Raw genomic sequence first — 26,880 nt, 5'->3', positions numbered from 1 at the left:
ACACCTCCCGATTTTGTGACTGCTCGGGTACTCGGGCTAGATCCAGACGCCCTTGCCCACCGCGACCACACCGCCGGCGCTGATCGCGAAGCGCTCCCGGTCCTTCTCCAGATCCACGCCGACCATCTCACCGGGCCCGACGACGACGTTCTTGTCCAGGATGGCGTGGCGTACCACCGCGCCCCGGCCGACGCGGGCGCCCGGCATGATCACGCTGCCCTCCACGATCGCGCCGTCGTCGACCACGACGTTGGACGACAGCACCGAGTTGCGCACCGAGGCGGCCGAGATGATGCTGCCGGCGCCGACGACCGACTCCTGCGCCGAGCCGCCGTTGACGAACTTGGCCGGTGCCAGGTTCTCGGACTCGCCGCGAATCGGCCAGCGCTTGTTGTACAGGTTGAACACGGGGTGGACCGACACCAGGTCCATGTGCGCGTCGTAGAACGCGTCCAGCGTCCCCACGTCACGCCAGTAACCCCGGTCGCGATCGGTGGCACCCGGCACCTCGTTGTCCTTGAAGTCGTACACCGCGGCCATCCCGTCGCCCACCAAGCGCGGAATGATGTCACCGCCCATGTCGTGATCGGAGTGGTCGTCATCGGCGTCGGCGCGAATCGCGTCGATGAGCACCTTCGTGGTGAAGATGTAGTTGCCCATCGAAACGAACGCCGCCTCGGGGTCATCGTGGGTACCCGGCGGATCCAACGGCTTCTCCACGAAATCGCGGATGCGGCCGGATTCGGCGGCGTCGATGCAACCGAACGCGGTGGCCTCGCTGCGCGGCACCCGGATGCCGGCCACCGTTGCGCCGGCCCCGCTCTCGATGTGGAACTGGACCATCTGCTCGGGATCCATCCGATACACGTGGTCGGCGCCGAAAACCACTATGTAGTCGGGGTCTTCGTCGTAGATCAGATTGAGCGACTGGTAGATCGCGTCGGCGGAGCCGGTGTACCAACGGGGCCCCAGGCGCTGCTGCGCGGGCACCGGGGTGATGTACTCACCGGCCAGACCGGACAACCGCCAGTTCTGCGAAATGTGACGGTCCAATGAATGCGACTTGTACTGAGTGAGAACGCAGATCCGCAAATAGCGCGCATTGACGAGGTTGGACAGCACGAAGTCGATCAGCCGGTAGGCGCCGCCGAAGGGAACCGCGGGCTTGGCCCGATCCGCGGTCAGCGGATACAGCCGCTTGCCCTCACCGCCGGCCAGGACAATGCCCAGCACGTGTGGCGCTTCCCTCATGGTTCAAACGTATCGGTCGTCGCGAAACGCTGCCAGGGGGATCGCGCTATTGGCCATGTTCTGTGCGGCTGTCCGTCAAGGTATTTGGTTCCCCGAACCGGTCACCGATTGCCCGGCCCGACTCGCGGGCCTCGTTGTCGCCACCCAAGCTGACTGTCCGGCTCCGCCTCGGCCCGACTCGCGGGCCTCGTTGTCGCCACCCAAGCTGACTGTCCGGCTCCGCCTCGGCCCGACTCGCGGGCCTCGTTGTCGCCGAACTACCGTGCGGGTATGCGGGTGGCGATGATGACTCGGGAATACCCACCAGAGGTCTACGGGGGAGCCGGTGTACATGTCACGGAACTGGTCGCCCAACTGCGCCGATTGTGCGCGGTCGACGTGCACTGCATGGGTGCGCCGCGGCCGAACGCCTTCGTGCACCAGCCCGATCCACGCCTGCAGGGCGCCAACCCAGCGCTGTCGACGTTGTCCGCGGACCTGATGATGGCCAACGCCGCGTCGGATGCCACCGTCGTGCATTCGCACACCTGGTACACCGGCATGGCTGGTCATCTGGCCGCGTTGCTCTACGACATCCCCCACGTTCTGACCGCGCATTCGCTCGAGCCGCTGCGGCCCTGGAAGGCCGAACAACTCGGCGGCGGCTACCGCGTGTCGACGTGGGTGGAGCACACCGCGGTACAGGCCGCGGACGCCGTCATCGGGGTCAGCTCCGCGATGCGCGAGGACATCCTGCGGGTCTACCCCGCCCTGGATCCCAGCGTGGTGCACGTCGTCCGCAACGGGGTCGACACCGACGTCTGGCATCCGGCCGGCCCGATGCAAACCGGGTCTGTGCTGGCCGAACTCGGTGTCGACCCGCACCGGCCCACCGTGGCGTTCGTCGGCCGGATCACCCGGCAGAAGGGCGTCGCGCACTTGGTGGCGGCGGCGCACCGGTTCGACCCCGAGGTGCAGGTGGTGCTGTGTGCGGGGGCTCCCGACACCCCGGAGATAGCCGACGAGATTCGGTCCGCGGTGGCGCGGCTTGCCCAGAATCGGCAGGGTGTGTTCTGGATCAGAGAGATGCTGCCCATCGGGGAGCTACGCGAAATATTATCGGCGGCAACGGTTTTCGTGTGCCCCTCGGTGTACGAGCCGCTGGGCATCGTGAACCTGGAGGCGATGGCATGCGCGACGGCGGTGGTGGCGTCCGATGTCGGCGGGATACCCGAGGTGGTCATCGACGGGGTGACCGGTTCGCTGGTGCACTACGACGCCGGCGACCCGACCGGTTACCAGGCCGGGCTCGCCGAAGCGGTCAACGAGCTCGTCGCCGACCCCGAAAAAGCGAAGCGCTACGGCGAGGCGGGACGCCAGCGCTGCGTCGAGGAATTCTCCTGGGCCCGCGTCGCCGAGCAGACCCTGGACATCTACCGAAAGGTGTGTGCGTAGCGCTGCTGGCAGCCCGTCCGCCGGCCCGCCTCAGCTGGAGCTCGTGACACCCTTGAGTTCGTCACCGAGGGCGGCGGCTTCGTCCGGCGTCAGCTCAACGACCAGTCGACCGCCTCCCTCAAGTGGTACCCGCATCACGATGCCGCGCCCCTCCTTGGTTGCTTCCAGAGGACCGTCGCCGGTCCGGGGCTTCATCGCCGCCATCGAGTGCTCCCTCCAGGTTCGAGCTGGCCCGCCTTTGCGGACCTCGTCGGCGCCGAGCATGCCCCGCCAGCGATTTTCCAGCCATACCCGACATCGAACTGCCAAATCACCCCTCTATTGTTCCCTATCCAGGTCACGAGTTGAACAAAGACCCGGTTCTCCGGGCTTAGCGGGCCGCTCGCGGCCCGCATCGTCACCGGGGGGAAGGCACCCAACAACCCCGGATATGGTCGTCGACCATCCCGGTCGCCTGCATCAGCGCATAGGCGGTGGTCGGCCCGACGAAGCGGAACCCGCGCCGCTTGAGCTCACGCGCCATGGCCTTCGATTCCGCAGTGGCCGAGGGGATTTCGGAGCCTTCAGCCGGTCGGGGGCGCGGTTCCGGCGCAAACGACCACAGCAGCTCCGAGAGGTCCGCCGAGGTTCCCAGCTCAGCGGCGGCGCGCGCGTTGGCGATCGTCGCGTCGATCTTGGCCCGGTTGCGCACGATTCCCGTGTCCGCCATCAGCCGCTGGACGTCGGCGTCGGTGTAGCCGGCGACCTGCTCGAAGTCGAACCCGGCGAAGGCGCGCCGGAAGTTCTCCCGCTTACGCAGGATGATCAGCCACGACAGCCCGCTCTGGAAGGCCTCCAGGCTCATCCGCTCGAACAGCGCCACCCCGTCGCGCACCGGGCGGCCCCACTCCTGGTCGTGGTAGTCGCGGTACAACTCGAAATCGGGCCCCGGCCGAATGGCCGCCCAGCTACACCGAACCAGCCCGTCATCGCTCACATCTAGTCCTGACGATCCTCGCCGTCGTCGGGTTCCACGGCGCTGGCATCTCCTCCGGCGGCCGCCGCGGGGGCGTGCACCGCGGCCAGCTGGCCGCGCAGTGCCTCGAGCTCGCGGGCGAGCCGGTCCAGCACCCAGTCCACCTCGCTGGTTTTGTAGCCGCGCAGCACCTGGGTGAACTTGACGGCGTCGACGTCCGCGCCGGTCACACCGTAGGCGGGCAACACCGTCGCGGTCGTCCCCCGCGGCAGGGGCGGCAGCTGTTCACCGCGACCGAACAGCAAACTGGCCGCGCCGAACAGCACGATCGCCACCAGCACCAGCACTACCAGGTAAAGCAACACCAACGCCACGTCGTCGATACTGCCCTATGCCGCCGACACCGCGATGAAGCAGCGTGGCCTTAGCGCGGCCTCAGGACCTTCATGGGCGGACGGTCCGCCAGCGACACCGGCGAGGTGTGCTGGGTATAGCCGTAACCCTCGGAACCGTCGGCGAAGAACTGCGTCAACCCGACCCCGGAGTCGGGGACCCCGCAGCGCGAGAGCAGGGTCGCGATGACCTGGCGGCTCATAGCGCCCAGCTCGGCGAGCGGCCGGTTGCGGTGGGCGCGCACACCCAAGTTGACCTGGGCGATCGCCTCCAAGCCCAGCCGGTCGAAGGTGTCCAGCAGCAGGCCGATCTCCACGCCGTAGCCCGGGGCGAAGGGCACCGACGTCAGCAATTCGCGGGTGGCCGCGTACTCCCCGCCCAGCGGCTGCAGGATGCAGCCCAGCTCCGGCCGCAGCGCGGCGAGCAGCGGCCGCGCCACCAGCTCGGTGACCCGTCCGCCGCCCGTGGCGCCGGCACCCCCTCCCACGTCGCCGACCTGCAGCGGCCGCCGGTAAAAGCTCTTGACCAGACGAACGCCGTCACCCGTGAGCAGCGGGCCGACCAGCCACGGCACGAACATCGGGTGCGGGTTGATCAGGTCGGAGTCGACGAACACGACGATGTCGCCGCTGGCGGCCGCCAGCGAGCGCCACAGCGCCTCCCCTTTGCCCGGCCGGATCGGCACCTCGGGCAATGCCTGCTCACGGGTGACGACGCGGGCGCCGGCGGCGACAGCCCGGATCTCGGTGTCGTCCGTCGAGCCGGAGTCCAGCACGATCAGCTCGTCGACCAGCCCGTCCACCAGCGGTGAGATGCTGTCGACCACCGATTCGATGGTTTCTTCTTCGTTGAGGGCCGGCAGCACCACCGAGATGGTTCGCCCCGCCTTCGCGGCCTCGAGTTCGGCGACGGTCCAGCTCGGACGGTTCCAGCTGCGATTGGACAGCCACGTGTCGCCGGGCCGCGCGGCCAGCGCCGCGGCGTCGGTAAGGTCGCCGGCGACCAGGTCCGATGCCGTCATGCCAACCCCCTCACCGTGCACGTCGGCGGGCGTGTTCCCTGGATGGAGGCCACCATTTCCAGCACCCGTCGGGTCGCGGCGACCTGGTGCACGCGAAACATTCGGGCACCGGCGGCCGCCGCCAGCGCGGTGGCCGCCAACGTTCCCTCGAGCCGCTCGGTCAATTCCACACCCAAAGTCTCCCCGACGAAGTCCTTGTTACTCAAAGCCATGAGCACAGGCCACCCGGTATTAACAAGATCTTCCAGGTGGCGCAACAGCAGCAGCCCGTGGAAGGTGTTTTTGCCGAAGTCATGGGCGGGGTCGATCAGCACCCGGTCGCGGGCGACCCCGCAGGCGACCGCACGCTCGGCGGCGGCGGTGACCTGGCGAATGACGTCGTCGACGACGCCGCGTGTGCTGGTTCCATAGCTCACCCGGAACGGACGCGTGCGGGGCAGCGCGCCGCCGGTGTGCGAGCACACCAGGCCCGCGCCGAACTCCGCGGCGACCTCGGCCAGGGCCGGGTCGATACCGCCCCAGGTGTCGTTGATCAGGTCCGCCCCGGCCGCGCAGGCCACCTTGGCCACCTCGGAGCGCCAGGTGTCAACGCTGATCAGCTGGTCCGGATAGGCGCCGCGCAACCATTCGATGAACGGGATCAACCGGGCGATCTCGGTGTCCGCGTCGACCTCCTGGCCCGGGCCCGCTTTGACCCCGCCGACGTCGATGACGTCGGCGCCCTCGGCGACGGCCCGGTGCACGGCGGCCTGGGCGGCCTCGTCGCTGAAGGTCGCACCCTTGTCGTAGAACGAGTCGGGGGTGCGGTTGACGATCGCCATGATCAGCGGGCGATCGCCGGCAACCGGACGGCCGCACCAGGTTGATTGGCCGGCGGACGCCGACGGTGTCGAATGCACACGTCTATGGTGCCCGGTCACCGCACCGGGTGCGGCCCTGGGATCGGGTGTGCGGCCAGCCGCACAGTGGGCGTAAACGGAAACGTCAGCTTTGCGGCCGCTTACCGTCGGCCACTTCGTCGGGGTATTCGTCGTAGTACGGCACGTAGCCCTCGTCGCGGCCGGCCAGCACGTACAGCGGGTCGCGCACGTCGGATCCGTAGGCCTGGTCGCGCAGCTCGACCTTGCGGCTCTTGAACGTCGTGGTGTGCTCCAGCGACTCGACCACCCGCACGAACAGCGGCAACGCGTAGACGGGCAGCTGGCCGTACACCGCGCGGGCCAGCGACTTGCCGTCGAAGTCCGCGCCGTCGCGCAGCTTGACCGCGGCCATCCCGGCGCGGCCGCCGGTGCGGGGGATCTCGACACCGAAAACCGTGCATTCCTCCACGGACTCGTCGGACGCCAACGCCGCCTCCACCTGGGTGGTGGCGACGTTCTCCCCCTTCCACCGGAACGTGTCACCGAGGCGGTCGACGAACGCGGCGTGCCCCAGGCCCTGCGGGCTCATCACGTCACCGGAGTTGAACCACACGTCACCCTCACGGAACGCGTTACGCACCAATTTCTTCTCGCTCGACTCCTTGTCCGTGTAGCCGTCGAACGGCTGCAGCCGGTTCACGCGGCTTAGCAGCAGGCCGGGCTGCCCCGGGGGGACCCGGCGTACCCGCCCGTCGTCGTCGCGCAGCGGGGCTCCGGTGTCGGGGTCGTACTCCACGTAAGCCAACGGCATCGGGAAGACGCCGGTCGTCCTGGGCACGTTGAAGACGTTGATGAACGCGGTGTTGCCCTCGCTGGAGGCGTAGAACTCGCAGACCCGGCCGACGTCGAACCGATTCGTGAACTCGTCCCAGATCTCCGGTCGCAGCCCGTTGCCGGCGATCACCCGCACCTGATGCGCGCGGTCGGTGGCCTTGCGTGGCTGGTTGAGCAGGTATCGGCAGATCTCGCCGATGTAGATGAACGCCGTGGCTTCGGCGGCGATGACTTCATCCCAGAACTTCGACGCCGAAAACGACCTGCCCAACGCCAGCGTCGCGCCCGAGTTGATCACCGACGACAACGCGACGGTCAGCGCGTTGTTGTGGTACAGCGGCAGGCAGCTGTACAGCGTGTCGGAGCTCTTCAGCCGCAGCCCGATGCCGCCGAACGCCGCGAGCGCCTTCAGCCACCGCAGGTGGGTCATCACGCTGGCCTTCGGGAATCCCGTTGTGCCCGAGGTGAAGATGTAGAACGCGGTGTCCCGGGCCTGCACGGCCGACGCCGACGCGGGGTTGGTGGCGGGGGCGCTGACGGCGAATCGCTCCAGGTCTTCCACGGTCATCGTCTCCGTGGTGCCCGACCCGCCGCACTCGGCCACCGCGCTGACCAGGTCGGTCTCCGCGATCAACACCTTGGCGTTCAGCACGCCCAGGCTGTGCGCCAGCACCTCGCCGCGCTGGTGGTAGTTCAGCATCCCGGCGACCGCGCCGCACTTGACCGCGGCCAGCATCGTCAGCACCGCGTTGGGCGAGTTGCGCAGCATGATCGCGACGACGTCGCCGTGGCCGACGCCGTGCGCGGCCAGCACCGCGGCGTACCTGTTCGCGGCGGCGTTGGCGTCGCGATAGGTCAGTTGCTGATCGCCGAACCGCAAGAAGATCCGGTCGCCGTAGCGGGCGGCCCGTTCCTGGAACACCGTGCCGATCGATTTCTTGGAGCCCGGCTGGGCCAGCAGCCCGGTCATCGCCCCGCGCACGATCACCGGCATGTCGGCCAGCAGGCCCGGCGCCCGAGATGCGATATCGGTCAGTTTGACCGCCGTGCGCGCTCCCCCGTCGTGATCGGCCACGTCATCCCTCGATTCTGCGTAAACAACTCGGCGGCCAGCCTAGTAGGGGTGATCAGATTGCCGGCGCCCTCATTCGGGCGCGCACGCCTCCACGGCGGCGCTCACCTTGTCGACCAGCACCAACCGGTCCATCGCCGCTTGCGAGATGTAGCCGCTGTCGACCAATCCGCACAACCACAGCCACAGGCCTTCGTAATGCCCGAAAGCGTCCAGCATCACGATGGGTTTGCCGTGCACGCCGAGATAACCCGTGGTCCAGGCGTCGAACAGCTCGTCGAGGGTGCCAACGCCGCCGGGCAGCACGATGAACGCATCGGCGCGCTCTTCCATGACGTGCTTGCGCTCGTGCATGGTCTCGCTGACGATCAGCTCGTCGGCGTGGGCGTCGGCGACCTCGCGGCGCATCAGGTTCTGCGGGATGACGCCGACGGTGCGGCCACCGCGGGCGCGCGCCGCGCTGGCCACCGCACCCATCGCCGAGACCCGGCCGCCGCCCCACACCAGGGTCCAGCCGCGCCCGGCGATCGCCTCGCCGAGTTCCGAAGCGAGCTCGAGCAATTCGGGGTGCTCGGGGCCCGACGCGCAGTACACGCACACCGCCCAGGCGGCTGACGGATCGCGTTCCGGGCGCATACAACGAAACGTAGACCAAGCCCGATGCGGCACGCATACCGCGCGCAATAAGATCCGGCGGGTGCCGATTCGATGGAACGTCCCTCAGCACGCATCGGCTTCGGAGCGGCTGGACGCGGCGCTGGCAGCCGGGCGGGGGGCCGTCGTGCTCGGGCCGGACGGCTGCGGCAAGTCCACGTTGGCCCGGTTGGCCGCCGAAGATTTCGGCCGCCGGCATCCCGGCGCGCGCATCCGCTGGGTCACCGGCACCCCGACCGAACGCGCGGTTCCGTTCGGCGCCTTCAGCCACTTGGTGCAGATCGCCGACATCGGTAAGCCGGCCGCGCTGTTGCGCGCCGCCCGGGCATCGCTGGACGGTGACGACCTGCTGCTCGTCGTCGACGACGCCCACGACCTGGACGTCCTGTCGGCCACGCTGGTGTACCAGTTGGCGCTGGCCGGCGCGGCCAAGATGATCGTCACCGCCCGCGCCGAATCGTCTCCCGAGGCCATCGCGGCACTCTGGGCCGACGGCCTGCTCCCGCGAATCGACATCGAACCGCCCGGCGGGACCACGCCGGCCGAGGTCGACGCGTTCCTCGCCGAAATGCCCGCCGCGGCCCGGTCGGTGCTGGACTATCTCGCCGTCGCGGAACCGCTGTCGCTCGCCGATCTGAGCGCCCTCACCGGCGCGGACGCGGTTGGCGAGGCGGCGGAGTGCGGGGCGGCGGAAACACGGGAGCGCGGCGGAGCCTCGGACGACCCGGTGGTGTACACGGCCCACCCGCTGTTCGCCGCCCGAGCGCGCACCGCGCTCGGTGGCGACGGCGCGCGCCAACGACGCACCGAATTGGTGCGGCTGCTATCGCAGCATCCGTCGGACCACCTCAGCGACCGGCTGCGGTTGGCGTCGCTGGCCCTGGACAGCGACGCCCCCCAGCCGACGGCCGAGGTGGTCGCCGCCGCACAGCAGGCGCTGCGGCTGGGCGACCTCGCCCTGGGCGAACGACTGGCCCGATCGGCGCTGGAGCGATCCGGCGGGTTGGCGGCACGGCTGGCGCTGGCACACGCCCTGGCGTGGCAGGGCCGCGGCCGCGAGGCCGACGCGGTGCTGGCCGGCCTGGACCCCACCGCGTTGACCGAGGCCGCCCTCATGGACTGGACGCTGCTGCGCGCGGCCAACCAGTTCTGGATGCTCAGCGAGCCCGAACGGGCCACCGCGTTCCTGCGCACCATCCGCAATCGCGTCACGGACGCGGGCGCGCGCACCACGCTCGACGCGCTGAGCGCCACGTTCGCGATGAACGCCGGCAACGTCGGGCACGCCGTGAAGGTCGCGGGCGAGGTGCTGGCCGCACCGGACGCCGACGACCAGGCGGTGGCCTGGGCGGCCAGCGCGGCGGCGCTGTGCGCGGCGCGGCAGGGGCGATTCGACGACGTCGAGCCGCTGGCCCAACGCGCCCTGGGCGCCGAACACCCCGGATTGCTGCGGTTCACGATCGGGTTGGGGCAGACCACCGCGTTGTTGATGGCGGGCCGGCTCGATGGGGCCCGTGAACTCGCCCAGCAGTTCACCGATTTCGCCGAGTTGCAGCAGCCTGGTCGCGCCATCGGTGAGGTGCTGCTGGCCCATGTGCTCCTCGCCGACGGTGAATTCGCCCGAGCGGCAGCGCTACTCGGCCCGGCGGCCGCGACGCTGGAACGCACCGGCTATTCGTGGGGGCCGCTGTCGTTGACGCTGCTGGCCACCGCGTTGGCCCAGCAGGGAGACATCGCCGCCGCGGGAAAGGCGTTGGGCAGGGCCGAATCCCGGCACGGAACCAAGTCGGCGCTGTTCGCGCCGGAGCTCGGCGTAGCCCGTGCGTGGCGGCTGGCCTCGATGCGCGACGCGCACGGCGCGGTGGCCGCCGCGCGAGACGCCGCCCGGATGGCCGAACGCGGTGGGCAGCGGGCCGTGGCGATGCGCGCCTGGCACGAGGCCGTGCGCCTCGGCGACACCCGTGCGGCCGATCCGCTGGCCAGGCTCTGCGACGAGATCGACTGCACCGCAGGGAAACTCGCACTCGCCCATGCGCGGGCGCTGGCGGGTGGCGACGATGCGGCACTGCTGGCGGTGGCGGACGACCTGGCGGCGGTGGGGATGCGCGCCGCGGCCGCCGATGCCGTTGCGCAGGCGGAGCGGCGCCGGGCTCGCTAACCGCCCAGGTACCCGCGCAGCATGGCCACCGCGGCCGTGATGTTGGCGACCGGAACGCTCTCGTCGCGCCGGTGCGCCAGGTTGGGATCGCCCGGCCCGAAGTTGACCGCCGGGATGCCCAACGCGGCGAACCGTGCGACGTCGGTCCAGCCGTACTTCGCCCGGACCTGTCCCCCGGCGGCCTCGACCAGGGCCTTGGCCGCGGGCTGGGACAGCCCGGGCAGCGCGCCCGCGGCGGCGTCGGTCTGCTCGATGTGCACGTCGAGCCCGTCGAACACCTCGTGCACGTGCTCGAGCGCCGCGGTCACCGACCGGTCTGGGGCAAAGCGGAAGTTCACCGTCACCGCGGCCGCGTCGGGGATCACGTTGCCCGCGACGCCGCCGTCGATGCGCACGGCGGACAGGCCCTCGCGATACTCGCAACCGTCGATGTCGACGGTGCGGGCGGTGTATGCGGCCAGCCGATCCAGGACGGCGCCCAGTTTGTGAATGGCGTTGTCGCCCAACCACGGCCGCGCCGAGTGGGCGCGGGTCCCGGTTGCGGAGACCACGACGCGCAGCGTGCCTTGGCAGCCGGCTTCGATGTATCCGCCGGTGGGTTCGCCCAAGATGGCCACGTCGGCGGATAGCCAGTCCGGCAACTCACGCTCGATGCGGCCCAAACCGTTTGCCGCCGCGTCGATTTCCTCGCAGTCGTACATCACCAGCGTCAGATCGTGGACCGGCTCGGCGACGGTGGCGGCCAGATGAAGGAAGACGGCATCGCCCGATTTCATGTCCGCGGCGCCGCATCCGTACAGGTCGCCGTTCTCGCGGCGGCTGGGCAGGTTGCCGGCGACTGGGACGGTGTCCAGGTGCCCGGCCAGCAGCACCCGCGAGGGCCGCTGGCGCCTGGTCCGCGCCAGCACGGCATTGCCGTTGCGAACGATCTCGAAGCCGGAGGTCTGGGCGCGCAGCGCGGCCTCAACCTCGTCGGCCAGGCGCGCCTCGTCTCGCGATTCGCTGGGGATGTCGACCAACGCCGCGGTCAGCTCGATCGGGTCACCGCGCAAGTCCAGCACGGGTCCCAGGTTATCCGCTGCCGCGCAGCAAGTAACCTGACCGCCGTGACTGGAGCTGTAGGCATCGGGCTGGCGACGCTGGCTGCCGACGGATCGATCCTCGATACGTGGTTTCCCGCACCGGAACTGACCGAGTCGGGCACCGGCGGCACGTCGCGCCTCGCCCTGTCGGATGTCCCCCCGGAGCTGGCCCCACTCGTCGGCAGGGACGACGACCGCGGCACCGAGAGCATCGCGGTGCGGACGGTCATCAGCTCGCTCGACGACGTGGCCGCCGACGCCTACGACGCCTACCTGCGGCTGCATCTGCTGTCGCATCGGTTGGTGGCGCCGCACGGGCTGAACGCCGGCGGCTTGTTCGGGGTATTGACCAATGTCGTGTGGACTAACCGCGGACCGTGCGCGGTCGAAGGGTTCGAGGCGGTTCGGGCCCGGCTGCGCCGGCACGGCCCGGTGACCGTCTACGGCATCGACAAGTTCCCGCGGATGGTCGACTACGTCGTGCCCACCGGGGTGCGCATCGCCGACGCCGACCGGGTGCGGCTGGGTGCCCACCTGGCGCCGGGGACGACGGTGATGCACGAGGGCTTCGTCAACTACAACGCCGGCACCCTGGGCGCCTCGATGGTCGAAGGCCGCATCTCAGCCGGCGTGGTGGTGGGTGACGGGTCGGATATCGGCGGCGGCGCATCCATCATGGGCACGCTGTCCGGCGGCGGCACGGAAGTCATTTCGATCGGCAAGCGGTGCCTGCTGGGCGCCAACGCGGGCCTGGGCATCTCGCTGGGCGACGACTGCGTCGTCGAAGCCGGCCTCTACGTGACCGCGGGCACCAAGGTCGCCACGCCCGACGGCCAGGTGCTGAAGGCCCTCGAGCTGTCCGGCGGCAACAACCTGCTGTTCCGCCGCAATTCGGTCAGCGGGGCCGTCGAGGTGGTGGCCCGCGGCGGTCAGGGCATCGCCCTCAACGAGGACCTGCACGCCAACTGAGGGCGGCTATACGTCGGCAGGGACCTTCTCGGCGGCCGGGTCGGCGCGAAGCGCGGTTCCCCTGGTTTCGGGCAGCAGATAGACAGACACGAAACTGGCCATGACGAGGGTGGCCATCATGAGCCCGATCGCCCAGCTACCGTAGGTCGCCAGCAAGGTGCCCGCGATCAGCGGCGGCACGGCCGCGCCGAGGATGCCGGCGAGGTTCATCGCCACCGCCGCGCCGCTGTAGCGATAGCGCGTGGCGAACAGTTCGGGAACAAAGGCACCCGTGGGCCCGTTGGCCACCGCCGCGGCGGCGAACATGCCGAGGACGGCGACCACGTACAACACCGGATTGCGGGTGTCCAGCAGCGGGATGACCGCGAACGCCCACGGCAGGCACGCCGCGAGCCCGCACAACATCACCCTGCGTCGCCCGACTCGATCGGAGATCCACGCCGAGAACGACACGCACGCCATGCTCGTGAGGCCGGCCAGCGCGCCGACGCCCCAGATGAAGCTCCGCGAATAACCCAGATGGTTGTGGGCGTACATGACGAGGAACGTGTTGCCCAGGTAGACGAAGCCCATGCCGCCCAGGAAACTGCCTGCGACGAGCATGATCTCACGCCGCTTGTACCGCAACAGCTCCGCGAGCGGCGCTTTGGGCACCAGGTCGCGGGCTGTCTCCTCCACGAAGAGGGGAGTCTCGTCGATGTTCAGCCGCACATAGAGGGCGATACCGATCAGTCCGCTACTGATCAGGAACGGCACCCGCCATCCCCACTCCATGAACGCGGAGCTGTTCTCACCCATGGTGAGGTTGACGGCGAGAAAGGTCAGGCTGGCAAGGATTCCTGCGGTGCCGCCGCCGAGCAGGGTGAACATGCCGTACCAGCCGCGTTTGCCGGCGGGGGCGTACTCGGCGCTCAGCAAAACGGACCCGGCCCATTCGCCGCCGAGCGCGAACCCCTGCAACAACCGCAGGACGATGAGGATCAATGGCGCTGCGATACCGATCGACGCCGTGCTGGGGACCATGCCCACGCTGACGGTTGACGCGCCCATGATCAGCAGCGTGGCGACCAGCGTCTTCTTGCGGCCCAGCCGGTCCCCGAAGTATCCGAAGACGGCCGCGCCCAACGGGCGGGACAGGAAAGCCGTCGCGAACGTCGCCATGGAGGCGATCGCGGCCAGCGTCGGGCCGAGGCGCGGGAAGAACACCGTGGGAAACACCAGTGCCGCCGCGGTCCCGTAGATCAGGAAGTCGTAGAACTCGATCGCCGAGCCCACCAGACAGGCGGCCGCTATCCGCCGCATCGGGGTGGGAGGCGCCGTGGCGGCCGCCATCGTGGCAGCGGTGCCCACGGACCGATTCGGCTCACCCACGGGGGCCGCTCATTGTCCGGTCGCATCGATACACGGTTACGACGGTAGGTGAAGCTTCACGGTCACGCCCGGCGCCGGAGCTGGCAACTTGCTGGGTGTCATGGGCGCAGCGGCCGACGGGGTCAGCCGTCGGCCAGCAACTGCTTCTTCAGCACCTTGCCCATCGCGTTGCGGGGCAACGCATCAACGAGGCGCACCTCGCGCGGCCGTTTGTGCACCGAAAGCTGTTGCGCGACATGGTTGATCAGGTCGTCGGCTTTGGGTTCGGCGGCGCCGGACCCCGAGAGGACAACGAACGCGACAATGCGCTGGCCCAGGTCCTGGTCCGGCATGCCGACCACCGCGGCCTCCTGCACCCCGGGATGCCCGAGCAGCGCCGTTTCGATTTCGCCGGCGCCGATCCGGTAGCCGCCGGACTTGATCAGGTCGACCGACTCGCGGCCCACGATGCGGTGCATCCCCCCGCCGTCGATGACCGCGACATCGCCGGTGCGATACCAGCCGTCGGCGTCGAAAGCCTCGGCGGTGGCGTCGGGACGGTTCAGGTAACCGTCGAACATCATCGGGCCCCGAACCTCAAGGCGCCCAACGGTTTCCCCGTCGTTTGGCACCGCCCCGCCGGTGTCGTCGAGCAGCCTGGTCTGCACGCCGGTGAGCGGTAGGCCCACCCACCCGGCGCGTCGCTCGCCGTCCGCGCGGGTCGACAGGGTGATCAGCGATTCGGAGGCGCCGTACCGTTCGATGGGCTGATGCCCGGTGAGCTGGGCGAGCCGGTCGAACACCGGCACCGGCAGCGGCGCGCTCCCGGAGACCAGCAGCCGCGCCGGGCGCAGCGCCCTCGCGGCGTCCTCGTCGGAGGCGACCCGCGACCACACCGTGGGGACACCGAAATACAACGTTCCTCCGTGTGCCGTCCCGGCCGATGCGTAGCCCGCCGGCGTCGGTTTTCCGGTGTGCACGAACCGATTTCCTACCCGCAGCGACCCGAGCAATCCCAGCACCAGCCCGTGCACATGAAACAGCGGCAACCCGTGCACCAACACGTCGTCGGCCGTCCACTGCCAGGCCTCCGCCAGGGCATCGAGGTCGGCGGCGATCGCCCGCCGGCTCAGCACCACACCCTTGGGCAGGCCGGTGGTGCCCGAGGTGTAGATGACCATCGCGGTGGCGTCGGGCGACGGCTCGGGGTAGCGGTGCCAGGACCGGGCGTGCAATCGCACCGGGATGTGCGGCAGCCCTTCCAGCTCATCCGGCACGGGGCCGAGCCACGCCCGCACCCGCGAATCGGTGAGCATGTGCCGGCGTTCGGCCGCGCCGACGTCGGCCGGCACCGGGACGAAGGGCACGCCGGCGATCAGGCACCCGGTCACCGCAAGCACGGTCGCCGAGGTGGGCGTGGCCAGGATCGCGACCCGGTCTGCACCGGCGACCCGCTCGGCCACCGACGTGGCGGCGCCGACCAGGTCGCTGCGGCTCAACACGGCGCCGTCGATGCGTACCGCGTCGGAGATGTCGGTGGCGGTGACCGCCGCGGGGTTCAGGGACGCCAGCAGCACGTGAGCAGGTTACCCGGACGCGGCAGTGCGACAGTCGGCAGTGCTAATGCCTGAGAAATCGAGCATTATGCCTTGACAAACGCTATGCGGTCGCCCACCATGGTTCTATGCATGAAAAATTATGCATAACGTGTGCCGGGAAAGCTTTGCCAGCAGAGAAGGCCTCTTATGCCTGAAAAATCACGCGTTGGGAGTAGTGCGCGAGGCCCTCGCAGGACGAGCCCGCCGCCCCGCTCACCTCTGCCTGAAATAACACGCATAGGGCAACTTTTCGCCGCGAGGCGACTTCAACTGGGGCTTACCCAGCAACTCTTGGCCGACCTCTCGGGCGTCTCGAGATACAGCGTCCAAGCCCTCGAATACGCCACCGGATCGGTGAAGCTCGCATCGCTGGTCGAGATAGCCGAAGTACTGGGGCTTCGGCTGGGCGTGACGACCGCCGACGACGCTGGCCCCGCACCGGCATGATCCGACCATCCGACCTTCGAGAAGTCGGAGAAGCCGACGTCTACCTCGACGATAAGGTCGTCGCCAACCTAGCTCGTCTGGCCGGCGACCAGATCCGGTTTGACTACCACGACCCGGAGCCAGTGGACCCGAGACCAACCGCGCTGACTATCCGCACCCATTCGGTGTCCTGGTCTCTTCCGGTGGACGGGCAATACCCGCTCACAACTACCGGCGGCGCGGTTCCGCCGTTCTTTGCCGGATTGTTGCCCGAAGGCGTCCGACTAGGGGTGGTGACATCGTCGACCAAAACATCGGTGGACGACCATTTCACCCTTCTTCTTGCCATCGGCGCCGACACCATCGGGAACGTTCGCGTTGTACCTGCCGGCGCCACGCCTCCAGAACGCGAGCCGATGTTCGTCCCCGCGCAAGACACTGACTTCCAGGCGGTTTTCAGACGCCTCACTGGCTCTGTCGAAGCCGATCCCGTCGGACTTTCGGGAGTTCAACCCAAAGTCAGTGCTGCTATGTGGTCGACACCCACGAGAACTCAAACGGGGCCGGCCATCCTCAAGTTGAATCCACCGACGGGATTTCCTCGACTCGTCGAAAACGAACACTTCTTTATGCAGATGGCGGTCGATTGCGGACTGCGCGCGGCCAGAACGCAACTAATCCACGACGCGCACGGACGAAGCGCACTGTTGGTCGACCGATTTGACCGCCAGGGCGACGTCCGGATCGCTCAGGAGGATGCGTGCCAAGTCGCCGCCGTCTACCCGGCCGCGAAATACCGCATCCACGCCCAGACGGCAATCGCAACGTTGGCTGACAACTGCGCGCGCGGCGGAGGTTCGCGGGCTGCGGCCGCCCTCGAGCTCCTGCGGATTGTGGTGTTCTCCTGGCTTATCGGCAATGGGGACCTGCATGGCAAGAATCTGTCAATTTATTGCCCGGACGGCTTTTGGCGGCCAACACCCGCATATGACCTGCTCACAACGCAGCCCTACACCGGATGGCGCGACCCAATGGCGCTGCCGCTCTATGGGCGCGCAAATCGCTTGAACCGCAACCATTTCTTGGAATCAGCGGCCCTACTTGGTCTACGCAAACGGGCGCCTGCCAACATGATCGACGACATCGTCGATGCGGCAGCCCAATGGCCAGAGCGCTGCAACGAGATCGGGTTTGGCGAGCGCCAAACCGAATTGCTGTCCGAGATGCTTCGATCACGCATTGCCACCTTGATGTAGGTGACACCCACTCCCGCAGCGTCAGTGCTGCTCGTCCCAGATCTTCGTCAGCGTGGACAGGATCTCCTCGCCGCGGCCCAGCCCCGCGAGGTGGCTTTCACCGGGCAGCACGAAAAGCTCGGCGTCGGGCAGCAACGACACGACGTGCTCGCCGTGCGCGAACGGGACGATGTGGTCGCTGTCGCCGTGCCACCAGCGCACCGGGACCTTGACCTCGTCGAGCCGGAATCCCCAGTCCCGGGTGAACAGGATGATGTCGTTGAACGGGGCCGCCAGCTGCTTGCGGCTGCCGTTGAGCAGGTCGTCGAGGAACATGGCTCCGAACTCGGGCCGGGTCAGCAGGCGCCGATCGGCCTCGGGCGATATCGCGGCGTACAGATACAGCGCGGGATTCGCGACCGGACGGATCATCCGGACCACCAGGCTCGCGCCGATCCGCAGCGGGTCGCCCCCCAGCCGCAGCAGCGGCGCCACCCGCTTGCCCAGGTTCATCAAGCCGCTGGTGATCCCCTCGTCGCCGAGGAAGGGCGCGACGCCGCCGAGGACGCCGGCCGCGACGACCCGGTCGTGCAGCACCGCGGCGGACGCGAGCGCGTACGGACCGCCGCCGGACAGGCCGATGACGGCCATGTTGTCGATGCCCAGCGTGTCCGCGATCGTGCGCAAGTCGTCGCCGAACGCCCGGATGTTCTCGTACCGGTGCGGTGTCGACGAGCCGATCCCGGGGCGGTCGAGGCCGATCAGGCGGATCTTGTGGTTCTCGGCGTAGAGGCGGGCCTCGGTGGGAATCTGGCGGCGGGCGCCGGGGGTGCCGTGCAGCCAGAAGAACGCCCGGCCCTGCGGGTCACCGAATTCGGCGAATCCGATCTGGCGGTCCTCGCCGACGGCGACGTTTCCTTCGAGCTTGGGGCGGGCGATCTCGATGACCATGTCAGCAGCCTTGCATGTGACACCCGGTTTACCAAAGGCTCACGGGCCCGAGAGGCGGCTAGGAGTGTGGCGGCCGAACAAATGACGTCAGGGCCGCGGCCACCAAGTCGGGGTCGTCGCACATCGGAAAGTGGTTGCCGCGGCGGACCTTCAACTGGCGCGCTGCTGGGAACAATGCCTTCCAACGCGGCTGAAACCGCAGGGGATCGTTGAACTGGCCGAAGACCGTCAGCAGCGGCCGGTCGGTGAGGTCATTCCGCAAAGCGGCGTCGACTTCTGCGTAGAGTTCGGGCGCGCCGCGCGCGTCTCGGAAGTAGGCGTGCCAGGCGCGACGCGCCGACGCGTCGATGCCTGCCCGGAAGACCGCGCGGTCCGCACGGCTCCAGTGTCGGCCGACCCCGAAGCTGGTCGACGTTATGCGAGGGAGCACGCCTGTGGCGGCGTCCAGCTCCCGGACGGGGGCACTCCCCATCGCGGCGAGCATGCCCCGGAAGGCCGGGCCCGTGGGCGTCCACGCGAAACAGTTGACCGCGGCCAGGGCCGCGACTCGGTCGGCGCGCCGCGCCGCGGCCAAAAACCCGGCCGGCCCGCCGAGATCGTGGGCAACCAGCGTAACGTCGCGCAGCTGCAGCGCATCGATGACGGCGGCGACGGCCTCGCCCGCTTCGGCAAGCGTCGGGAGTGGCAACCGGTCGCTGAGTCCGCAACCGGGTGCATCAACAACGACGCAGCGAAAATTGTCTTGTAGGCGCAGCAATACATCACGCCAAACAAAGCTCCAGCTTCCGACGTGGACGAATAACAAGGTCGGCCCGCCGCCGATATCGGTGACCGCGATGCGACCTCGGTCTTGACTCAGCGCGTACGTCTCCCACGGCCACGCCGACGACGGTAGCCAGCTTGGGCGATCAAGTACCGTAAGTGTTTTCATGAGGAAAGCTCCTTCATCCGATGGTTTGACTGCGAAGCAGCAAGAACTGCCTGACGCCCAGCAGCTTGAATCCGAATCGTTCGATGGCGTTGAACGCCTGGTGCACCAACTGCTTTGCGTCTACCCCATCGACGAATCGGGGTTGCGCAGCGTAATAGCGCCTGCCGCGTAGCTGCACGATGCAGTGCCCCGCGGCCCGTACGTTGCACGCCCAATCCGACCGGTTGCCGAACGACAACGGCACCACGATCGCGTCGCCCGCGACGGCGGCGCTCGTCGGGGTGACGTAGACGGTGCCGGACCGGCGACCGACGTGCTGAACCCGGGCCATCATCGGGACCAAACGTCGTCCGGCGACCGTTTTGACGAGCGGGTTGAGCAGTTTGGTCAATGGCTTGATCACCAGCCTGACGGTCCGCGAGGGTCCTACGGCGACGAACTGTTCGTTGGTCGTCTCCGAATGTGGTTGTCGTGCTGGCGTAGTCATGTATCTAAGGACGAAAAGACCGGGAATTATGTGACGCTAGCGCGCCCCGCCGAGTTCGGCGCGCAACGGGTCGAGCGCCGACGGACGCACGAGGACATGGATTTTGGTTATCCTCCGATCGTCGATCGTCAGCGCCAGCAGACCGGCAAGCCGGCGGTTGACGAACGCCAGGATCGCGGGCTGACCGCATACCGGTTGGGCGACCAGGACGGTATCGGCCCGGCCCCAGTAACGCAGAATGTTGAGGCCGACTTGGTGGGCGCCGACGACGATGACACCACCGCGTGCATCGATTTCACCGGAGACATCGCGATCCAACAGAGCCATCAGCGCGTCGAGGTCACCCGTCGAACATGCTTCGATGAATGCCCTGGAGATAAGACGATGCTGGGCCGGTTCCACCACACCGGAGCCCGCCGAGCTTTCCGATCGAGACCCGCCGATCTTGCGCCGGGCCCGATGCGCCAATTGCCGGCATGCGGGCGCGTGGCTTCCGACCGTGGCGGCGATGGTGTCGAAGGGCACTTGAAAGACGTCGTGCAATACGAACACCACTCGCTCTGCGGGACTGAGGCGTTCGAGCATGATGAGCAGGGCCAGCCGAACCTCCTCGTCGAGGGTCACTCGATCGGCGGGATCGATGGCTGACAAATCGCGGTCGTGTCGTTGTTCGGCGATGTCTTGCGGGCGTTCACGACGCGACGACGCCGCCTTCATGTGGTCAAGGCAGAGCCGGCTGGTCACCACGATCAGCCAGCCACGCTCGTCGTTGATGCCACCGACCGGTGCCTTCAGCAGCCGAAAGAATGCCTCCTGCACCACATCTTCGGCCGTCCCGACATCGCCCAGCATCCGGAAAGCGAGATCCACCAGATAGGCGCGATTCGCCTTCCACGCACCGCTGACCCGGTCGTCCTGAGCATCCATAAGTTCAAGACGGGATGAACCGGCCGAATGTGACATTGCGGCCCCCGCAGTCACATTTCGGGGCGCTGCGCCGTCCTTGCAGTCACCCATCGAAACCGATCAGACGAGGTCGAAAAATGAGCCGAATACCCACACACACCGTGGACGACGCACCGCACGCCTGCCGCGGGCTGCTGGAACACGTTATCCAGTTTTCGCCGACCGGCCGCCCGCTGAATGTGCATGCCCAGATGGCGCACTCCCCAGCGGTGTTCATCTCCTACACATCGCTTCGCACGGCGACCGCCGAACACGGCACACTCGGTCCGCAGTTGTCCGCCGGCCTCATGCTCGCGGCGGGCAGCGCCGTCGGCAATGACTACGTCGTCGGGATCACCAGTCGGCTGGCGCAGCTGGCGGGATGGACCGACGAGCAGATCGCGGCATTGCGTGCCGGAAGCGCCACCGGCGACGACAAGATCGACGCGATCGCCGGACTGGTCAGGGAGGCGGCCGCCAACCGCGGGAAGGTCGCGGATGCCACGTGGAGCAAGGCCCTCGACGCCGGCTGGAGCGACGAACAGCTGGCGGAGGCCTTCGCGTATCTGGGCCTGGCCGTGTTCACCGCCTTCTTCCTCAACTATGCGGAAACCGAGCTCGACGTTCCGGTTGCGGTATGACGCCAGAGCCGCGGCTCGAGCTGGCGCAGGTGCGCTTCGTCTCGGCAGCGATCGAACCGATCGCCGCGTTCTATGCGGCGCTGTTGGGCGTCTCGGTGCCATTCAATGACCATTACCTCGAGATGCCGGCGGGTCCGGCGTCGGTCGGATTTTCCCGAGTCGGATTCACCGAGGACCGTACGTCGCGTGCCGTAGAGGAGGCGGACCTGGCGGCACACGACGGCGAGATGATTCTCGACTTCACGGCCGCCGACGTCGACGATGAATATTCGCGCATCAATACCCTTGGTGCGACCTGGGTGATGATGCCCACAACGCATCCGTGGGGCAGAAGGTCGATGCTACTGCGCGACCCTCACGGCCACCTCATCAACGTTTCGACCTCCACCACAGCGGATTTCAGGCGTTGAGCAGCCGCTCACCGATGACCCGCTCCGCCCGCAGGCTCGCGACCTCGTCCGCGCACAGGCCCAGACCACCCAGGACTTCGTCGTTGTGCTGCCCCAGTGTCGGCGGGGCGGCGCGGTGGTGGCGGGCCGGGCCGGGGGTGATCCGAAACGGCCAGCCCGGATAGCGGTGCGGCCCCGTGATCGGATGGACCAACTCCTCGTAGTAGCCGCGCGCGTCGAGCTGGGCCCCGATCAGGTCAGCGTCGTACATCTGATCGCCGGTGATCACCCGCTCCGCCGGTATGCCCTGTGTGCGTAGGGTTTCCACGACTTGCGCGGCGGTCTGCGTGCGGGTCCACGCGGCGACCAGCTCGTCGAAGACGTCGTGGTCGAGCCGCCCGTCGTCGGGCAGCGACAGCGCCACCCACACTCCCTCGGCGCTGGTCGGGTAGACACCCTGCAGACAGCCGCGCCGCCGGTTGCCCTCGCGCGGGCGCACGACACCGGTCATCGAGTACTCGATCACCGGTTCGGCGGTCACGCAGGCGGCTACCTCGATCTGCGCGACTTCGATCAACTGACCCACCCCGGTGCGGCTCCGATGCTCGAGGGCGGCCAGCAGCGCGACTCCCGCGTGCACGCCGACGATCGGATCGGCGGGACCCTGCGGGTTGCACGGCGGGCCGTCGGGATAGCCGGTGGCCGCCGACATTCCCGAGGTCTGCTCGAAGTTCAGCGCCCAGCCGACGTAGTCGCGCCACGGACCCTGCAGGCCGTATCCCGGCATCCGCACGGCGATCACGTCGGGGTTCAGTGCAACCAGCGACTCATAGTCCAAGCCGAACTGCTCGACCACCCGGGGCGAGAAGTTCTCCACGACCACGTCGGCCTCGGCGGCCAGGCGCCGGGCGATGTTGAGGCCGCGTTCCGAGGTGAGGTCGAGGGTGAGGTCGCGCTTGTTGAGGTTGGTGCCCTGCCAAATGGGGCTGCGTTCGTACCAGTCGTCGCCCTCGTAGGCGAAGGCGCCGGAGTAGCGGTGCCCGTCCGGCCGCTGGATCGACTCGACCTTGACGATGTCGGCGCCGAACGCGCCCAGGTAGCAGGTCAGATAGGCGCCGGCCCAAAAGGTGGTCAGGTCGAGGACCCGCAGCCCGGAGAAGGTCAGCGGCCCTTCGGTTACGGAAAGCGATCGGGCGTCGGTGGCCCAGGGCTCGGGGCGCGTCCGATGGTGGCGACCCGCAGCGCCCGGTCCCCCGCAAGCGGGAGGTGCCCCCACCGCCGCGCTTGCGATCGCCACTAGTCGGGGCGCCGGACGGGGTTGTGGCACCGGGGTTTTCGAGAACCGGAACGCGGCCCCGGGCCGCTTGAACGACCAACCGGGCCCGCCCGATTGCACGAAGAACCCACGCTCGGCGTACTGCGGGCAGTCGAGCACGGTCGCCCCGTCGTTGACCGGGGCGGCCGGGATGCGCAGTGCCTGAGCGAGTTCCACGATTTCGGCGACGGTCTGGTGGGCGAGCAGAGGCTGCGCCTTACGGAAGAACTCTTCGCGCTCCGGGCCGCCCAGCATGATCGCGATCTGCTGCTCGCCGTACTCAGGCAGGCCGAGCATCGCGCACACGTCTAGCCAGTGCTGACCCGTCAGGCAGTTGATCCCCACCCACCCGTCGGCGGCCCGGACGACGCCCAGCATGGGCGCCGACCGCAGGTTGGGGGGCAGGCCCAGGCGTTGCATCCGCTGGGCCATCAGCATCGGGTAGGGCAGCGTCGACAGCAGCGCCTCCAATTGGGAGACGTCGACCTCTCTGACCCGGCCGGCGGGCGGCAGCCGCAGCGCGGTCAGGGCGCCCAGCGCGCCGTAGCCGCCCGCGACGTATTCGGAGATGCGGGCGCCGACCTGTACCGGTGGACGGTCCGGATCCCGGGCGCTGATCCAGCCCGACGCCGCTTGCACGGTCAGGGCCGTGGCCCGCCGCTGGCGCCACGGTCCGCACTGACCAAACGCAGAGATGCGCAGCAGCACCAGGTTTGGGTTCAGCCGGCCCAAGGCGTCCGGGCCCAGCCCCCAGCTTTCCAGCGTTCCCGGCACGAAGTCCTCGATGAGCACGTGCGCCCGCGCGATGAGTTCGCGGGCGGCCGCCAGATCGTCCGGCTGGCCCAAATCGAGAGTGGCGCCGCACTTTCCGGCGTTGAGGTAGTGGAACAGGCCGGAGCGCTCCGGGTCGGCGACTCCCTTGGGTCCTCCGGGGAACGGTCCCCATCGGCGCAGCGGATCTCCGGCGGGCGGCTCGATCTTGGTGACCTCGGCGCCGAGGTCGACGAAAAGCTTTGCGGCGTAAGAACCTGATATTTCGTTGGCGAGTTCGACGACGTGGAGTCCGGCGAGGGGTGCCGTCATGCCGGGATTCCGATGGCCTTCACCTCCATGTACTGGTGCAGTCCGCTGATTCCGCCGCTCTCCCGGCCGAACCCGCTCAGCTTGAAGCCGCCGAACGGCGCATCCCCCGGCCCGATGCCGTTGACCGCGACCTGGCCCGTGCGCATGCGCCGGGCGATCGCGACGGCCCGGTCCACGTCGGCGCCCCACACGGCGCCGGAGAGGCCGTAGCACGAGTTGTTCGCGATCGCGACGGCGTCCTCGTCGTCGCGGTAGCGGAGCACCGAGAGCACCGGACCGAACACTTCTTCTTGGGCGATCGTCGAATCCGGTTGCACGCCGGTGAGAATCGTCGGTTCGAAGTAGAAGCCGACGTCCAGGCCGGCGGGACGGCCGCCGCCGGTCGCCAGCTTCGCTCCGTCGTGGACCGCCCCGTCGACATGCGCCTGCACGCGCTCGCGTTGCGCCGCGCTGATGAGCGGCCCCATCTCCACCGTGGGGTCCGTGGGGTCACCGACCTTCACGTCGCGGGCCAGCGCGACGAGCCGGTCGACGACGTCGTCGTGCAACGAGTCGGGAAGCAGCAGCCGGCTGTGCAGGATGCAGGCCTGCCCGGCGTGCAACGAGCAGCAATCGAACAGCATCTGCCGCAGCATCTCGTCGGTCACCTGCGTGTCGTCGAGGATGATGCTTGCCGACTTCCCACCGCACTCCAGCAACAACCGCTTCATGGCGTCGCCGGCGGCCCGCATGACCTCACAACCGACGGCGGAGCTGCCGGTGAAGCTGATCATGTCGATGCGCGGATCCGTCGTGAGCAGTTTGGCGGCCTCGAGGCCCGAGGGCGTGACGACGTTGACCACGCCCGGCGGGATGTCGGTCTCCTCGTCGATGATGCGCGCGAGGGCCAGCCCGGCCAGCGGCGTCAGCGGTGAGGGCTTGAGCACGACGGTGTTGCCCGCGGCCAGCGCGTTGTTCACCTTCATGACGTTGAGGCAGTGCGGGAAGTTCCACGGCGTCAGGATCGATACGACCCCGAGCGGTTCCCGGCGCAGCAGCGTCGTTCCGGCGCCGATCCCGGTGACCGGCTCGTCGATCAGCTTCGTGGCGAGCTGGGCCGCGTGCATGGACATGTATCCGGCGCCGTCGATTTGCATCATGCGCTCGTTGGTGACGCAGCCCCATTCGACCTGTGACAGCGCGAAGATCTCGTCCGCGTGCTTGAGCAGGGCCTCACCGAGCTGATTGAGGCAGCCGGCCCGCTCGTCCGGACCCATGCGGCCCCACGGCCCGCTGTCGAACGCCTGGCGCGCGGCGTCGATCGCCGCGCCGACCTGGGCGACGCTCGCGTCGGGCGCGGTGCCGATGGACTGTTCGGTGGCCGGGTTGACGTCGTCGTAGCGACCGTCCTCCGGCTCGACCCATCTCCCATCGATATAGAGCTGATAGGTGTCGACAAGAGATCCCGGAGTCTGTAGCTCGGTCATGCGCTTCCTCACCCGAACGTCAGTCATCTAACCACTTGGTGTACACCCATGCTCCCGTGCCGTCAATCACCAACTGCGCGAATTACACGCTATTGCGCGGTTTCGCGGCGGTATTGACAGGGGTGGGCGACGCGGGGTAGACACAAGGCCGCAAGACACATTGCGTCCATGTGTCGGATCGTCTGCTCAGGGAGGCCGCCGTGCGGACCACTTTTCCACTGCACTCCCCTGACTTCTACGCGGGCGATCCGTACCCGGCGTACCGCGAGCTGCGCGCGACGGCGCCGGTGTGCTGGAACGACGTCACCAATTTCTGGGCGCTGCTGAAGTACGAGGACATCCGCTTCGTGTCGAGCAACCCGGCCCTGTTCTCGTCGACCCGGGGCATCACCATCCCCGATCCCCAACAGCCGAGCCCGGTCCAGCCGGGCAGCCTCATCTTCACCGACCCGCCGCGGCACCGGCAGTTGCGCAAGCTGATCAACTCGGGGTTCACCCGGCGGCGGGTGGCCGTCCTCGAGCCGAAGATCCGCGAGATCGTGCGGGGGATCCTCGACGGCATCGAACCGGATTCCGTGCACGAGTTCGCCGATGAGATCGCCGCTCCCCTGCCCACCCGGATGATCGCCGAGCTCATCGGCGCCCCGGCGGATGACTGGGAGCAATTCCGGGCCTGGTCGGACGCCGCCACCGGAAGCGCCGACCCGGAGATCGAACTCGACCCGTTGGTTGCCATGGGGCAGCTTTTCGAGTACTTCCAGAAGCTGATCGCGGCCAGGCGCGCCGATGCGCGTGACGACCTGTTGTCGGTGCTGGCAGGCGCGGAGATCGACGGTGTCCGGCTGACCGATGAAGACCTGCTCAATTTCGCGTTCCTGCTGTTGGTGGCCGGCAACGAAACCACCCGCAATCTCATCGCTTTGGGCACGTTGGCGCTGATCGCCCACCCCGACCAGTGTCGCCTGCTCGTCGAGGATCGGTCGCTGATCCCGGCCGCCGTCGAAGAGATGTTGCGCTGGAACAGTCCGGTGGTGCACATGGCGCGCACCGCGACGGCCGACGTCGAGATCCGGGGGCAGCGGATCGCCGAGGGCGACGTGGTGGTGATGCTGTACGGATCGGCCAACCGGGACGAGGACATCTTCGGTGCCGACTCCGAGGAGTTCAAGGTGACCCGGCACCCGAACCCGCACATCGCGTTCGGCTGCGGTGAACACTCCTGCGTGGGTGCGCAATTGGCGCGCCTGGAGGCGTCTGTCATGTTCGACGAGCTGCTGCGGCGCTTCCCCAGGCTGGAGCTGGTCGGCGAGGTGGACCGGATGCGTGCCACCATGGTGCCCGGGGTAAAGCGCATGCCGGTGCGGCTGGGGGCCTGAGCCG

25 protein-coding genes are annotated in these 26,880 nt (G+C 68.4%); 8 read left to right on the top strand and 17 right to left on the bottom strand.

What is annotated here, in order from left to right; genetic code table 11:
• Window positions 1-36: 36 nt before the first annotated feature.
• Window positions 37-1,251 carry a glucose-1-phosphate adenylyltransferase gene (glgC, locus tag AWC17_RS01310; protein ID WP_046186617.1) on the bottom strand — a complete coding sequence of 405 codons (1,215 nt, stop codon included), beginning with the start codon at window positions 1,249-1,251 and terminating at the stop codon, window positions 37-39.
• 270 nt (window positions 1,252-1,521) lie between these two features.
• Between glgC and glgA the strand changes: the two genes are divergently transcribed.
• Window positions 1,522-2,685: a glycogen synthase gene (glgA, locus tag AWC17_RS01305; RefSeq protein ID WP_046187025.1), complete on the top strand. Its 1,164-nt coding sequence runs from the start codon at window positions 1,522-1,524 to the stop codon at window positions 2,683-2,685.
• 30 nt (window positions 2,686-2,715) lie between these two features.
• Here the strand turns inward: glgA and AWC17_RS01300 are convergent, their stop codons facing one another.
• From AWC17_RS01300 to AWC17_RS01270, 7 genes are all read right to left on the bottom strand, one after another.
• Entirely contained in the window at window positions 2,716-2,889 is a 174-nt protein-coding gene (locus AWC17_RS01300; protein ID WP_003878471.1) for a DUF3117 domain-containing protein, read from the bottom strand.
• Window positions 2,890-3,082: 193 nt separating this feature from the next.
• A complete protein-coding gene (locus AWC17_RS01295) occupies window positions 3,083-3,661 on the bottom strand; it encodes a DNA-3-methyladenine glycosylase I (protein ID WP_046187027.1) in 579 nt (192 codons plus the stop codon).
• A 2-nt stretch (window positions 3,662-3,663) separates the two neighbouring features.
• Window positions 3,664-4,014: a DivIVA domain-containing protein gene (locus tag AWC17_RS01290; protein ID WP_046187028.1), complete on the bottom strand. Its 351-nt coding sequence runs from the start codon at window positions 4,012-4,014 to the stop codon at window positions 3,664-3,666.
• 50 nt (window positions 4,015-4,064) lie between these two features.
• On the bottom strand, window positions 4,065-5,054 hold the full coding sequence (locus AWC17_RS01285) for a glucosyl-3-phosphoglycerate synthase (RefSeq protein WP_085164153.1): 990 nt from the start codon (window positions 5,052-5,054) through the stop codon (window positions 4,065-4,067).
• Complete coding sequence (gene folP, locus AWC17_RS01280) at window positions 5,051-5,875, bottom strand: dihydropteroate synthase (RefSeq protein ID WP_047322250.1); 825 nt, start codon at window positions 5,873-5,875, stop codon at window positions 5,051-5,053. The genes AWC17_RS01285 and folP overlap by 4 nt, the downstream gene beginning before the upstream one ends.
• 163 nt (window positions 5,876-6,038) lie before the next feature.
• Window positions 6,039-7,823, bottom strand: coding sequence for a long-chain-acyl-CoA synthetase FadD6 (gene fadD6 / locus AWC17_RS01275; protein ID WP_046187126.1), 1,785 nt, complete (start codon window positions 7,821-7,823; stop codon window positions 6,039-6,041).
• A gap of 69 nt (window positions 7,824-7,892) precedes the next feature.
• A complete protein-coding gene (locus AWC17_RS01270; RefSeq protein WP_047322216.1) occupies window positions 7,893-8,456 on the bottom strand; it encodes a TIGR00730 family Rossman fold protein in 564 nt (187 codons plus the stop codon).
• Window positions 8,457-8,517: 61 nt separating this feature from the next.
• Between AWC17_RS01270 and AWC17_RS01265 the strand changes: the two genes are divergently transcribed.
• On the top strand, window positions 8,518-10,632 hold the full coding sequence (locus AWC17_RS01265; RefSeq protein ID WP_167385531.1) for an ATP-binding cassette domain-containing protein: 2,115 nt from the start codon (window positions 8,518-8,520) through the stop codon (window positions 10,630-10,632).
• Here the strand turns inward: AWC17_RS01265 and dapE are convergent.
• Window positions 10,629-11,693 carry a succinyl-diaminopimelate desuccinylase gene (gene dapE, locus AWC17_RS01260; protein ID WP_046185750.1) on the bottom strand — a complete coding sequence of 355 codons (1,065 nt, stop codon included), beginning with the start codon at window positions 11,691-11,693 and terminating at the stop codon, window positions 10,629-10,631. The genes AWC17_RS01265 and dapE overlap by 4 nt on opposite strands.
• A 36-nt stretch (window positions 11,694-11,729) precedes the next feature.
• On the opposite strand from dapE, the gene dapD reads away from it, so the two are divergent.
• Entirely contained in the window at window positions 11,730-12,683 is a 954-nt protein-coding gene (gene dapD, locus AWC17_RS01255) for a 2,3,4,5-tetrahydropyridine-2,6-dicarboxylate N-succinyltransferase (protein WP_141224394.1), read from the top strand.
• 6 nt (window positions 12,684-12,689) lie between these two features.
• On the opposite strand, the gene AWC17_RS01250 is transcribed toward dapD, so the two are convergent.
• Entirely contained in the window at window positions 12,690-13,985 is a 1,296-nt protein-coding gene (locus AWC17_RS01250; RefSeq protein WP_046185752.1) for an MFS transporter, read from the bottom strand.
• A gap of 191 nt (window positions 13,986-14,176) precedes the next feature.
• Complete coding sequence (locus AWC17_RS01245; RefSeq protein WP_046185748.1) at window positions 14,177-15,610, bottom strand: acyl-CoA synthetase; 1,434 nt, start codon at window positions 15,608-15,610, stop codon at window positions 14,177-14,179.
• Between the two features lie 240 nt (window positions 15,611-15,850).
• Between AWC17_RS01245 and AWC17_RS33775 the strand changes: the two genes are divergently transcribed.
• Together AWC17_RS33775 and AWC17_RS01235 are read left to right on the top strand one after the other, a co-directional pair.
• Window positions 15,851-16,078, top strand: a complete 228-nt coding sequence (locus tag AWC17_RS33775) for a helix-turn-helix domain-containing protein (RefSeq protein ID WP_046185751.1) — start codon at window positions 15,851-15,853, stop codon at window positions 16,076-16,078.
• On the top strand, window positions 16,075-17,313 hold the full coding sequence (locus AWC17_RS01235) for a type II toxin-antitoxin system HipA family toxin (protein ID WP_046185747.1): 1,239 nt from the start codon (window positions 16,075-16,077) through the stop codon (window positions 17,311-17,313). The genes AWC17_RS33775 and AWC17_RS01235 overlap by 4 nt, the downstream gene beginning before the upstream one ends.
• Window positions 17,314-17,334: 21 nt before the next feature.
• On the opposite strand, the gene AWC17_RS01230 is transcribed toward AWC17_RS01235, so the two are convergent.
• From AWC17_RS01230 to sigI, 4 genes are all read right to left on the bottom strand, one after another.
• Window positions 17,335-18,243: an alpha/beta fold hydrolase gene (locus tag AWC17_RS01230; RefSeq protein ID WP_046185746.1), complete on the bottom strand. Its 909-nt coding sequence runs from the start codon at window positions 18,241-18,243 to the stop codon at window positions 17,335-17,337.
• Between the two features lie 58 nt (window positions 18,244-18,301).
• Window positions 18,302-19,174, bottom strand: a complete 873-nt coding sequence (locus tag AWC17_RS01225; RefSeq protein WP_047322210.1) for an alpha/beta fold hydrolase — start codon at window positions 19,172-19,174, stop codon at window positions 18,302-18,304.
• Between the two features lie 13 nt (window positions 19,175-19,187).
• Window positions 19,188-19,577, bottom strand: coding sequence for a nitroreductase family deazaflavin-dependent oxidoreductase (locus AWC17_RS01220; RefSeq protein WP_052742845.1), 390 nt, complete (start codon window positions 19,575-19,577; stop codon window positions 19,188-19,190).
• A gap of 120 nt (window positions 19,578-19,697) precedes the next feature.
• Entirely contained in the window at window positions 19,698-20,588 is an 891-nt protein-coding gene (gene sigI, locus AWC17_RS01215; protein WP_046186761.1) for an RNA polymerase sigma factor SigI, read from the bottom strand.
• Between the two features lie 116 nt (window positions 20,589-20,704).
• Here sigI and AWC17_RS01210 point away from each other — a divergent pair, with 116 nt between their 5' ends.
• Both AWC17_RS01210 and AWC17_RS01205 read left to right on the top strand, forming a co-directional pair.
• Window positions 20,705-21,247 carry a carboxymuconolactone decarboxylase family protein gene (locus AWC17_RS01210; RefSeq protein ID WP_046186762.1) on the top strand — a complete coding sequence of 181 codons (543 nt, stop codon included), beginning with the start codon at window positions 20,705-20,707 and terminating at the stop codon, window positions 21,245-21,247.
• Entirely contained in the window at window positions 21,244-21,657 is a 414-nt protein-coding gene (locus tag AWC17_RS01205; RefSeq protein WP_052742846.1) for a VOC family protein, read from the top strand. The genes AWC17_RS01210 and AWC17_RS01205 overlap by 4 nt, the downstream gene beginning before the upstream one ends.
• On the opposite strand, the gene AWC17_RS01200 is transcribed toward AWC17_RS01205, so the two are convergent.
• Both AWC17_RS01200 and AWC17_RS01195 read right to left on the bottom strand, forming a co-directional pair.
• A complete protein-coding gene (locus AWC17_RS01200; RefSeq protein ID WP_085164152.1) occupies window positions 21,647-24,034 on the bottom strand; it encodes a CaiB/BaiF CoA transferase family protein in 2,388 nt (795 codons plus the stop codon). The two genes, AWC17_RS01205 and AWC17_RS01200, sit on opposite strands and share 11 nt — an antisense overlap.
• Window positions 24,031-25,500 carry an aldehyde dehydrogenase family protein gene (locus tag AWC17_RS01195; RefSeq protein WP_046184662.1) on the bottom strand — a complete coding sequence of 490 codons (1,470 nt, stop codon included), beginning with the start codon at window positions 25,498-25,500 and terminating at the stop codon, window positions 24,031-24,033. Before AWC17_RS01195 ends, AWC17_RS01200 begins: the two co-directional genes overlap by 4 nt.
• 200 nt (window positions 25,501-25,700) lie before the next feature.
• Between AWC17_RS01195 and AWC17_RS01190 the strand changes: the two genes are divergently transcribed.
• Window positions 25,701-26,876: a cytochrome P450 gene (locus AWC17_RS01190; protein WP_046184650.1), complete on the top strand. Its 1,176-nt coding sequence runs from the start codon at window positions 25,701-25,703 to the stop codon at window positions 26,874-26,876.
• The last annotated feature ends 4 nt before the right edge of the window (window positions 26,877-26,880 follow it).

It is taken from the genome of Mycobacterium nebraskense (assembly GCF_002102255.1).
In the GTDB taxonomy this organism is placed as follows: domain Bacteria; phylum Actinomycetota; class Actinomycetes; order Mycobacteriales; family Mycobacteriaceae; genus Mycobacterium; species Mycobacterium nebraskense.
The sequence above is the reverse complement of the archived record's forward strand: the minus strand, read 5'-3'. Positions and strand labels throughout refer to the sequence as shown.